General features: G+C 60.1%; 11 protein-coding genes and 1 pseudogene. 3 read left to right on the plus strand and 9 right to left on the minus strand.

Annotated features, from left to right (window positions below; genetic code table 11):
- Positions 1 to 131 precede the first annotated feature (131 nt).
- The gene (locus AADX97_RS06140; RefSeq protein ID WP_374233906.1) at positions 132 to 524 is read left to right on the plus strand and encodes a YchJ family protein; all 393 of its coding nucleotides are present in this window, start codon (positions 132 to 134) and stop codon (positions 522 to 524) included.
- Here AADX97_RS06140 and AADX97_RS06145 read toward each other — a convergent pair.
- The 4 genes from AADX97_RS06145 to AADX97_RS06160 all read right to left on the minus strand — a co-directional run bounded on the left by AADX97_RS06145 (position 497) and on the right by AADX97_RS06160 (position 3,643).
- Positions 497 to 658, minus strand: coding sequence for a hypothetical protein (locus AADX97_RS06145; protein ID WP_374233905.1), 162 nt, complete (start codon positions 656 to 658; stop codon positions 497 to 499). The genes AADX97_RS06140 and AADX97_RS06145 overlap by 28 nt on opposite strands.
- 206 nt (positions 659 to 864) lie before the next feature.
- Positions 865 to 2,307 carry a hypothetical protein gene (locus tag AADX97_RS06150; RefSeq protein WP_374233904.1) on the minus strand — a complete coding sequence of 481 codons (1,443 nt, stop codon included), beginning with the start codon at positions 2,305 to 2,307 and terminating at the stop codon, positions 865 to 867.
- Positions 2,304 to 3,155, minus strand: a complete 852-nt coding sequence (locus tag AADX97_RS06155; RefSeq protein WP_374233903.1) for a hypothetical protein — start codon at positions 3,153 to 3,155, stop codon at positions 2,304 to 2,306. Before AADX97_RS06155 ends, AADX97_RS06150 begins: the two co-directional genes overlap by 4 nt.
- A 233-nt stretch (positions 3,156 to 3,388) precedes the next feature.
- Complete coding sequence (locus AADX97_RS06160) at positions 3,389 to 3,643, minus strand: hypothetical protein (RefSeq protein WP_374233902.1); 255 nt, start codon at positions 3,641 to 3,643, stop codon at positions 3,389 to 3,391.
- A 131-nt stretch (positions 3,644 to 3,774) separates the two neighbouring features.
- On the opposite strand from AADX97_RS06160, the gene AADX97_RS06165 reads away from it, so the two are divergent.
- Positions 3,775 to 4,479 carry a cupin domain-containing protein gene (locus AADX97_RS06165; protein ID WP_374233901.1) on the plus strand — a complete coding sequence of 235 codons (705 nt, stop codon included), beginning with the start codon at positions 3,775 to 3,777 and terminating at the stop codon, positions 4,477 to 4,479.
- Between the two features lie 7 nt (positions 4,480 to 4,486).
- On the opposite strand, the gene AADX97_RS06170 is transcribed toward AADX97_RS06165, so the two are convergent.
- Positions 4,487 to 5,038, minus strand: a complete 552-nt coding sequence (locus AADX97_RS06170; protein ID WP_374233900.1) for a pyridoxamine 5'-phosphate oxidase family protein — start codon at positions 5,036 to 5,038, stop codon at positions 4,487 to 4,489.
- Between the two features lie 182 nt (positions 5,039 to 5,220).
- Between AADX97_RS06170 and AADX97_RS06175 the strand changes: the two are divergent.
- Positions 5,221 to 5,462, plus strand: a pseudogene (locus tag AADX97_RS06175) (monooxygenase).
- A 91-nt stretch (positions 5,463 to 5,553) separates the two neighbouring features.
- On the opposite strand, the gene AADX97_RS06180 reads toward AADX97_RS06175, so the two are convergent.
- Genes AADX97_RS06180 through AADX97_RS06195 form a run of 4 tightly spaced genes read right to left on the minus strand, consistent with a single transcriptional unit; the run spans position 5,554 to position 10,842 of the window.
- Positions 5,554 to 5,853 carry a hypothetical protein gene (locus AADX97_RS06180; protein ID WP_374233899.1) on the minus strand — a complete coding sequence of 100 codons (300 nt, stop codon included), beginning with the start codon at positions 5,851 to 5,853 and terminating at the stop codon, positions 5,554 to 5,556.
- Positions 5,850 to 6,962 (minus strand): hypothetical protein, encoded by a 1,113-nt coding sequence (locus tag AADX97_RS06185; RefSeq protein ID WP_374233898.1) that lies wholly within the window; start codon positions 6,960 to 6,962, stop codon positions 5,850 to 5,852. Before AADX97_RS06185 ends, AADX97_RS06180 begins: the two co-directional genes overlap by 4 nt.
- A gap of 27 nt (positions 6,963 to 6,989) precedes the next feature.
- Entirely contained in the window at positions 6,990 to 8,987 is a 1,998-nt protein-coding gene (locus AADX97_RS06190; protein ID WP_374238572.1) for a hypothetical protein, read from the minus strand.
- Between the two features lie 34 nt (positions 8,988 to 9,021).
- Complete coding sequence (locus AADX97_RS06195) at positions 9,022 to 10,842, minus strand: OmpA family protein (protein WP_374233896.1); 1,821 nt, start codon at positions 10,840 to 10,842, stop codon at positions 9,022 to 9,024.
- Positions 10,843 to 10,894: the final 52 nt, after the last annotated feature.

Here is a 10,894-nt window from a genome sequence, read left to right on the forward strand (position 1 = left end):
CGTTCGCCCGCCGGGTCCGCGCCCGGCTGCCGTCATGCGGCCGAAGGTCGACGATGCCGTGCCGCGGTCATGAATCCCGTCGACCGCTATGGCAGACTGCCCAGTAAGACATCCAACTGATGCCCAGACCCATGACGCAAGCGACTCCGTGCCCCTGTGGCGGCCCACGGCCCTATGAGCGCTGCTGCGGACCCTATCTGGACGCCGCCGCGCTCCCGCCCGGCGTCGAGGCCCTGATGCGTTCGCGCTACGTGGCCTATGTCATGGATCGAACCGACTACATCCTCTCGACCTGGCACCCGCGCACGCGACCGCCCAAGCTCGATCCGGACCACGCGCCGGTGCGCTGGCTGGGGCTGACGATCCGCCGAGTCGAGGCGGGCACATCCGAGGATCGCGAGGGCATCGTCGAGTTCGTCGCACGCTATAAGGTCGGCGGTCGCGCCTACCGGCTCCACGAGACCAGCCGATTTGTGAACGAAGATGGGCGATGGCTCTATCTGGAGGCCGTCGCGCCGGACTGATGCTCGGCCGCGGGGCCGCCTTCCACCCGGACCGCGATCCCCAGTGCGAGCAGATCCTCGACGAATGCCTCCGCGCTCGTGGCGCGGATCGGCCGCCCGTCGATCAGCTCTGAGAAGCGCGCGTAGCGGTCCATGTAGTCCCGGCGGGACAGGTATTCGAGATGAAGACGAAGGGGGCGGAATGATGCATGTGGAGAGCAGTGAATGTTTGGTCGGTACCAAATTCCAATCCAAGACCTTTCGGCACGCAAAGACCAGCCACGCCGCAAGTCGAAGTATCACGGGAACCCCATGTCCTTTATTCGTGGTTCTTCTTGATTGACCATCTTCCCGAAACACCTTATGCGCACATGAAATCATCCAACTGGTTGTGACTGGAAATAATGTTACCAGACGGAACACCATACGCTTGGGCAAGCCGAATGCTTGAACCCAACAATGCGCGGTTGCGATCCAAATCAAATGCCGCTACGCTCAGTTGACCCAATCGATCAAATTCAGCATCGATCGCCTGGAAGACGTACTGCAATTTGGCATCCAGCGTTTTCAAGAAGGCATCCATATCCTGTCGAATGCGTTCTGCTACCTCGGCAGTCTTCCCGGTCACGAACTCGGCCAGTATCCGACCGGCTAGCGAACCGATCACGGCACCCACCAGCGGTAGCGGTATCAGCATCTGACCGGCGGTCGCCGCGACGCCGACAACGGCCGATTCGGAACACACGATCATCCCCAGATCGACAAACTGAACCAAGTCGATCTCTCCCGCATTGAGCTGGGTCACGAGTGAGCCGACGCCTCTCGATGCGCTGACCATGGCGGCGGCAAATGGTGCCGACATGCTGGCATAGTTGGTCATCAGATAAATGGACACCCCCGCCACGGCGCCGATGCACGCCCCTTTCGCAGTTTCGATGCCCACATCACCCCAGTCGACGGCTGTAAACTCGCCCTTGAACGGGTTCTTACCCTGTTTGTACTTTTCATAGAGAGAGGTCGAAAACGACAGCGCGCCACCGACAGCACCCGCCATGGCAGCGGCGTTCGCCGCTTCCTGAAGACTGGGCCGATGGTCTTGGACGATGTGTTCCTTGATTCGCTGGTTTTCCCTTTCCAGGCCAGATTCATGTTCATCCAGTGTTGTATGTACCTTGCCCTGCTGGACTTCGGCATAAGTCGACACGCCTGGTTGAACCACCGTCCCGAACGGCTGCCCCGACTGCTGCTCGATCAGGTTAACTTTCTCGCGAATGGCATTCGCTGTCCGATCTGCTAAGCCGCAATTGTCCCCGGCTATGATCTTGCTGATCGTTTCATGGGTATCCTTGGGGATGTGGTAATACGAGCCGTCTCTTCCAAAATTGGAGTACTTTTCCATGTGGTCGAGCACATGGTTCAGGTTATTGTTGACACCATTAACGAACTTCGACTGAACGTCGACGCCGTTCAACAGGTAATCTTCAGGTGCTGTTCGACCCACCCCGTCGAAGGTTGCCGGCAGATCATGCTGATGCAACGCGGCCCGCGCATTGCGGACGCCGACTTCAACATGCTCGGCAATCTCTCCGTGTTTCGTCAATTCACTGCCGAGAATCTTGTCAGGACTGCCAAGAAACGTCAGAACCTCATCCATCTGCGCGACGGCTTTTCCAAAGGCCATATCCTGGGTAGCGATCTTCGCCAACTCATCCTGAAGGCGAGATGTGTTAATGGCTTGAACGACGACGCCACTAATCTGGTCGTTGACCAGAGGCGAGCGATCATAAGTTTGCCGAACGCTCATGCATCGACTTTCTTGTTCAGGAGAGCCGTCAGGGATTGGAGATGGTTGATCAAGGCACCCAGCCATTCCTTCTGCTGGCTAGTAAATCGTTGGTAGTCTGGAGGGGCCGTCTGACTAAGTTGATACAGCAAACTGTTCACGCCGTTGACATGCTGCTTGGTCGCCTCGATGAGGCGCACGATCTCACAACCAGATGCCTTTAACGACGCACAATGTACTTCGATGATTTTTCGTTTGCCGTTTGTTTCCTCGGCAATTTTCCGATTCTTGCTGCGCGCAAATAGCGCACTGCCCAACAGCGCCGTGCCGCCAATCGCCCAGCCAACCGGCCCGGCCAGCGCCAGAAATGCCGAACCGCCGGCCATGCCGCCCCCACCGGCGGCCAATGCACCGCCCCCGATCCATGCCAGCGCCGCATTTGTGGCGGCGGCACCGGAAAGGGCGGAGATGGCAGTTCCCGTTGAGGCTGCACCAAAGGTCGTGGCAACCGCCATGGCGACCGTCGGCCCCATGGCGGCGACGCCAACGCCTGCCATGACCCCTGTCGCCGCACTCGTTCCCGCTTTGAAATCAATGGCGGCAGCTTCGCTTTCGAGCTGCCGAATCATGCCGCTGAAGACCTTGAACTCCGCCTTGTAGGTTGAAAACGAGCGGTCGAACTCCTTTGGGGTATTGGCAAGGCGATTGATGTATTTTTCAACGCTGCCAATGACTTCCCGACTACTCTCCTGGCGAAGAATAAATAACCTTTCGGAGTCCGTCTTGACGCTTTCGAAGCTCCGCAGATAGGACGACTGGGCACTCTGGAGCTGGTTCAGAGCCTCTTTTTTGAGATCACCGTTCAGCATGTTCCTTCCAGCTAGCTTAATTCCGTTATGACCACAAGGAATATTAGCGACAAAGTGTGCGAGAAGCGTGAAACGGTCCACACTTTAGAGGCCAACCGTGCGGCAAAGTGTACTTTGAGACGCTGGATGTGCGCTTTTTGTATACGTGGAACACTATTCTCGGCCACATCCGGCGGCATGAGCATGCTGTAAGACCGCCTGCGCGCCTCACGCCGTCACCTTAGGCGAGAAGCTCACCTGAGCTGCGCCTCGGCGGCATCGATCTGCCTGCACTGGTCCAGGATCCGCGCCGCCAGCGCACGCTCGGCCCGATCGGGCTCCTCGAACGCCAAGCTCGCGTTGCCGTCCTCCAAGCTGTCGATCACCGCCTCGTGATCCGCACGGGTCAGACGGATGCCGGTCCTGACGCGCTCCAACGCAGCGAGCAGGGCAGGGAGGTGGGCGCGGTTGCGCCGGCGGATCTCTTCCAGCAGGGCCTTGCGGTTCATGGCGTCGCCTCGTCGCTGCGTTGATGTCGACGGCGGGTGCCGCAACGTCCGGAAGATCGGCAGAACGGCCAAGCATGTGCGTCGTGCACTGCGGTCCGATGCATTCTCCTCGACTCGACCACCGACCAGCCATGATCGAAGCCCCGTCCACATCGACGCCGACCCCTACGACCCTTGCAGACGTCCATGCCGACCTCGGCCGACGCACGGTGGTCGACACGGCCGCGATGTCCTGGGAACCCAGCCCGAGCGGCACCGTTTGGCGCAAGCCGCTGTTCCGGGCGGGCGGTGAATCCGGCCCGGTCACCAGTCTGGTGCGCTATACCCCCGGCGGTGCCTTCCCCGAGCATACCCATCCCGAGGGCGAAGAGATTCTGGTGCTCGACGGTGTCTTCTCCGACGAGCACGGCGACTACCCGGCCGGCACCTTCCTGATGAACCCGCATGGCAGCCGGCATTCTCCGCGCTCCGCTCCGGGCTGCACGCTCTTCGTGCGACTGCGCCAGTATCCGGGCGCGGATCGCCCGCGGTTGGTCGAGGACACGCACGCCGAGGACGGCTGGCGCCCCGGCCTGGTGGAAGGTCTCACCGTGCGCCCCCTCTATGCGCAGTCCGGCTACCCGGAAAGCGTCGCCCTGGTGCGCTGGGCGCCGGGAACGCGGTTTCAGACCCACACCCATTGGGGCGGCGAGGAGATCCTGGTCCTCGAGGGTGAGTTTGCCGACGAGCACGGGCGCTATCCCGAGGGGACCTGGATCCGCAGTCCGCATCTGAGCCGGCATACCCCGTTCTCGGATACGGGGTGTCTGATCTACGTGCGGGTCGGGGGGCTGTGAAACCTGGCTATCGATTCTTCTCGACGATCCGGGTCTGGAAGCCTTCGATACTCACCTGGTTCTTCTGCTCCCAATAGTCGCGCACGCCTTCATCGCCCTTCTTTTCCGCCCAGTCGACGAGCTGCTCACGATCGCCGTTATAGGTGAAGTAGGGCACGCCCATTCCGCAGGAGGTCTGCACCAAATCCACGGCCAGGTCGAAGATCTGGCGCGCCCCGGGGAGCGGCTTGAACAACGACAGAAGATCAGCCCAGTCGGGATCACTCAGATGTACCACACGCGCGGCGCCGTAGACCCGCAGGATCATCGGCGGACCCTCGAAGGCGCAGAACATCAACGTTATCCGCGGATCCCGTTGCACGTATGCCGAGGTCTCGTTGCCGCTGCCGGTCAGGTTCAGCCACAGGACACGACCGGCGTCGACGACCCGCAGGGCCTCCATCCCCTTCGGAGAGAGGTTGACGCGACTGTCCTCGGTCGCCGTGGCAACGAAGAAGATCTTCTGCTCTGCGATGAAGCGGATATGCTGCTCCGAGAGCGCATCGAATTTCCGGCCCATTGTCATGCTCCCATGCGAACCACGTCGATGTGTTGACGGCCGGAGCCTCCGCTGGCAGACCGCCGTTGCAGTAGACTCCAAGGCATTACGCTCCACCGCACCAACAAGAGATCCCCGTGCCCATCCTCCTACAGATCGACTTCCCCTTCCAAGGCCCCTGGGGCGCCGAGATGAGCGCCACCATGCAGGGGCTCGCCGCATCCATCGCGCAGGAGCCCGGCCTGCTCTGGAAGATCTGGACCGAGAACCCGAGACGAGCGAGGCCGGCGGCATCTATCTCTTCGCCGACCGCCCCAGCGCCGAAGCCTACCTGGCGATGCACACCGAGCGGCTCGTCGGCTTCGGTGTGCCCCATGTCAACGCCAAGCTCTTCGAGGTGAATCGAGAGCTTTCCGCGATCGACCGGGCACCCATCGGCTCTTGAAGCATGGCCGGAGGATGACAGTGCAATCCACGATCGCGCTGGTCGACGGAGTCGGTAGCAACCGCCGACACCGCATGCATCCGCTTCAACGCTAGCGAATCAGATACCGCCCCGACCCGTAATCCGGCGTGTTGGTCCCCGGAATCGCACGGTAGATCGTGCCGCCGCGGATGATCCGCCGGTCATCTGAGTCGAAATCTGGGGTGCGGGTACCGGGGATGGCGGGGTAGACGACCCCATTGCGCTCGATATAGAGCGGACCCCGATGATCGGGCGTGCTGGTGCCGGGGATCGCCTGCCAGATCTCGGTCTCGGCGGGGGCCTGCATGGCAAACCCCGTACCGACCCCCATTACCGTCAACCACAGGATCAAGCGCACTGACGCTTTCATCGAGCGCCCATCGCGTTCGCCCCCATCGCCGACTGCCGAGAGTTGTGCAGACCCTCCGGCGACGCCTTCGTCGTAGCCGCGAGTGCGCATCCTGGGGGAACTCCGACCCGCAGGTTGGTCAAGCGCAGTTCAATGCGGCGAGCACGTTCATCGTCTACTGGTCCAAGGGGATCAAAGGGGATCGTTTGTCCCGCAGAGTAGGTTCGTACGTTGATACACTGCAGTGCCGCACTATTGGGGTGCGTTGTAACGAAGTCCTGCCAAGCCTGCTTGATTGAAAGGGCGCGCAGCAGACCAAGGTCGTTATTCGAACCCGGTTTCAGACCGCCGATGGAGGCACTACCCGATAGCACCGACGGCAGCCCCGTATCAAGGTTTCCCCGAGCGCCCTTCATTGGGACCCCGTCGGTGTGCCCGATGATCTCCAACGTATCGACGATCTGGAGCCCGACAGAATTGCGCTTGAGAATCTCCTCGGCGAGACCACGGAACTCCTTTTCACCAAGACCACTAGCCGACGTCTCGCTCACGATTGAGCCACCCGATGGGAACAGCACATCAGCACGGACCTCGATAAACGGCGGTTTGTCGTTCCCCCCAAGGATGCCCTGAACAGGATCGAGATCGATACCCATGCTCGCAGCCGCTTCCATAGCGTTTGCAATCCATGTGGCCGATCGGTCCTGCTGTTCCCGCAATTGCGCGATCTCCTCGACAAGCCGAACCCGTTCCTCTTCTTTCGAAGCGAGCTGCTCAAGCATAGCTTGCATTTCCTTACGGACGTTCTCTACCTCTGACAATGCATCAGCCAGTGCGCTGACATCCGCTTTCAGTTGCTCGCTTGCTTTCAGCCTAGCAATGGCGCTGCGAACGGTTTCACTCAACGCCGCCGGGTCGTCTGGCAACACCTCCTGTGGGAGCGGAGCCAGCCCCAGCAAATTTCGAAGTTCGATGATCTGGCCCTTAAACGCATCCCCAGCGGGATTGATCATATAAACAAACATCACCACCCCCAAGATTGCAATAGAGATGATGAACAACGTCATGAAGAGATCGCTGATGCTCGGCCAAAAAGAGACCTGGCGGACGCTGTCTTCGTCACTAATCATCAGTTAGATCGCCAAAGTCCCAGCCGCTCAACTCTTGGATCCAAAAAAGCGCTTGAAAGCATTGCTCTGGTGTAGTTCCGAAACCTTGTTCAAAGCAGGCACCAATAACGCCAACTCATCGGCCAGCCTTTGTTGCTCTGCTCCAGCAGCGGCCGTAGTAGCCGCCAGAGCCTCCGCGACGGTGCGCCCTTGTTCGAGCAACTGATCGAGATCACGATGCAAAGAGGTACCAGTGACATGGAGCTGGCTAGCCTCAGGAAGCCAGAGCGTCCACTGAGCGCCGACCGCTTCCGCGCGCTGAATCAGCGACTCAATGCGCACACCAGTGTCTCGTTGATCGCTTACCAGCTTGTCCAGTGCCGGATGCAGGATACCGAGACTGCTCGCAAGCTCATCTAGTCGCTTCGTTGTATCAGCACAGGTCCCCCGCATACCAGTCAGCATCTGACGTGTATTATCCACCAGGGCTTGGATGCCGTTCACCTGATCAGCCGCCGCGACGATCGCACGACGCGCGTTATCGATGATGTCGCGGGTCTCTCCAGAGTCCCGGACTGCTATCTCGACCCAGGTTTCCACCTGTTTAAGCTCATCGACCAATGCAGTGATGTTCGACAAGATCTGATTGAACCCGGTGTGTATCGGTGTGATGCTTGCTACTGCCGTGTCAATGGCACGACTGAACTCCATGTACGCATGTCTCAACAGAGACTCGACTTGATTTGTGACAGAAACCACGCCGGCGCTGACATCTTTTGTTACCGCTGCGGCCGTGGCATCGCAAAGATCCTGGACTGATTGCGTCAACTGGATGATCGCATTGTTGGTATCCGCCTTGAGCGCACGATTTTCTTCCGCGATCGAATGCGCCGCCTGACGCAGAGGCTCTGCAGCTGAGTCGAGACGGGCCACGGCATCGGCACACGCCGCAGCCAACGCCTGCGACGCAGCTTCGGCGATGATTGTGCTCGCGGACTCACACGCTGCCGCCAACTGCGTCGGCAGTGTATCCACCGTAGTCTTCAGCAGCTGATGTGATTCAGCGACGTGTTTGGACAGCACCGTTCCAATGACTTTCATCTGCCCCGACGTTTTACTGACCTCGCTCGCAACAGCCTGAAGCCCGTCGAAACGTGCCACGATGGGAGAGGCCGCGCCTAAGTGGTCAGCGATAGTCGTACCGAGCACATCGAGCTTTGGATTAAGCTGATCCACACTTTTTACAAAATCCGCCGAGGCGCCCTGCAAGAGGGGAGCGTCCGTTTTGAACCCTGCCGCCGCGTCGCTGAGCTTCTGGACAAACCTATCGAAGTTACTCTGACTCGCAAGCATTTGCGCTGACAGTTCAGCGAGTTGTGACCTTATACCATTGAGCTCCCTCGCAAGCGAAGGGGGGGGGAAGCGCCGGAACAGATCCTCCATATCTAACTGGTCAAGCTCACCGGCGAGCATGCCTTTGTTGTGGGTATAAAACCCTCGTGCGAAGGCCACCACGACAGTCAGAATCAATGCGACGAGACTCGGCCAGAACGCATGACTGAGGCCATGTATCAAATTATCCGCGCGTCTGCGATTGTCCGGGCCGGAGACTGAAGCATCTGGCGATGCCGAGACGTTGAACTCACTCAAGACCGGTTTGATGCACCAGAGTGTTCCGGCGATTCCGCAGACTAAGAGCAGCCCCGTAATACCACCCGATAATATTGCTGATCGGCGTCGCGCCTCCCGACGAGCGGAGATCTGATGAAATTCATTGAGCGTGATGGCGCGGCCGGAACTTCGTGAATCAACTGCGGCACGCAGATGGTCGCCGAAGTGAAAATCATCTAACCGTTGTTCCTTCAACCATTGGCGGTACTCGGATGATGGTGTTCCATCAACCGGTAGATCGCCGAGCGCGTTACGTCCCCTCCGAACGGCATCGCGTTCGTCTTCGATGCCCCGATTCGCCACGAGTGCAGCTACGAAACCGAAAACACCAATGGCACCGACCCCCAATGATATCGAGATCGGCAGGGTTCCCAACCCTGATCCATCCATTCGACTACTCCAGGCTCATTTAACGTTCGACTCCGACGACCCAGACCTCGGCACGCCGGTTTCTTGCCCGGCCGGCCTCGGTGTCGTTAGTATCGACGGGCAGTTGCTCTCCCAACCCGGCCGTCACGGTCTTCACGCCTACTGCCGAGAGTCGATCGCTGACCTTTTGAGCCCGATCGATCGACAAACGCACGTTATCCGAATCAGTGCCCGTGTTGTCGGTGAAACCCAGGATCACGACCCGATTTCCTTGCTCGAGTTTGGCCTGCAAAGGCTGTCGAAGGCGTTGCACATCTGCCAATGCCTTCACATCCAACTCCGCCTCGTTTAAGGCGAAACGCAAACTTGTTGGAAACTGCTGCGCGCTGGTGACGTTACGCCCAACCGCTGTACCCAATGTTGACAGGATCAGGGGGTCGGCCGGGGGACCAGCTGGTCCACCGAGCAGTGTGAGGTCAGCGAAACCCGTCGATTTCACTGCGGATTGCCCCGCATCGGACGTCATGCAATTCACGAGGGACCGAGACAAGGGTCGGGATTGAGGTGACTGCGTAGCCAGGATGCGATAGGAGAGTGGATAGTTCTCGGTGCCAATCGAGAATGCGGTCGGTTTCAGAGCAGGGGCATCGGGTGACGGCTGGTAGGCCAGCGACTGCCCGACTGGGTGCCGCGTGAGCTGGTGATATAGCACAACGCTCAAGGCTTCGGGGTCCGCCTGCACTGTTGCGAACGGATCTTCGACGAGCGTCACGTTGATGGTCGGTGCCAGTCGCGTGATGACCTGCGCAGAAGCCGTATCGGTGCTCCAACGGTCCTGGCTTAGGTCGGTCACGGGAGCTGCCGGACGGGCGGAATGACCCAGCAGAGCGATAGCATCAAGGGCAATCACTGTCGCGTGATCGGAAGCGGTGATGACTTTGCCCGGGAAGCGCGCACTGAACTCGGCCTGGGTCTGTTGGTCCGGGGTCTGGTCGGCGACGACCACATCGGCTCGCTCTGCGAGCAGTGGGCGATAGGGGTCATCAAGATCCGCGATGCTAACCAGCACGCCGGGGGCGATCTCGGGGTCTTGGCTTGCAACAAACCAGTGCCGTTCATCCGACGACGGCCTGACGGCACTGTCGGCAACACACGTGTTCAACACCGGCAAAACCAACGCCTCCGCAAGTAGCGGATTGGTGGAAATGGTCACCGACGCCGACAAAGTCTCCAGACCATCTCGCGCCTCACCCAGCGCTGCTGCCAAACCGCCAGACAATTCCGGCGGTGGAGCCGGTGGGGGTGCCACTGGTGCGGCCAGCCGCTGCGCGCGTTTCAGACCCCGGTCCGCACTGACGAGCAGGCTCCGAAAGGCACGCTGCGCCTCCTCGTCGTCCGCCGGAGCAGCGGCCTGCGCAACCGATACGTCCTTCTTCAGCGCCACGTACTCACTTGCCAGTTGTCTGGCCATCGCCTGAGCACGGGCGCCTTTCGGATCAGCCCCCACCGCCTCGGTCACGGTTTGCTGTCGCTGTTCCAGATCGTCAAGCCGCGCGCTCAGACCGGGAACATCTGCGGTAGCCTTGGCAATGACGGCATTGCGCACGTCATTCCGCAGGCTCAGGCTCTCATCCTCGAGTGCCTCCCACACGCGACCCGGATCGACCGGTTTCGGGGCGGCCACCTCTAGGACCTTCAACCGATCGCCTAGACCGGAGAGCTCTGCCTGGAGCCGATCAAGGTCGCTGCGCCAACTCGTGCCTCCAAACAGCAACGACAGGATGAGCCCCAACATAGCCAGACCGACCACGCCGAAGACGCTCCAAAACGGCAACGGATTGCGCTCCCGCAGCGCCGTCAACAGCGGTACCGACCGGCGCCATTGGGCGCAATCCGGATGACTGAGTGGGCAT

The organism is Thiocapsa sp. C2-2m (assembly GCF_041903745.1).
In the GTDB taxonomy this organism is placed as follows: Bacteria; Pseudomonadota; Gammaproteobacteria; order Chromatiales; family Chromatiaceae; genus Thiocapsa; species Thiocapsa roseilacustris.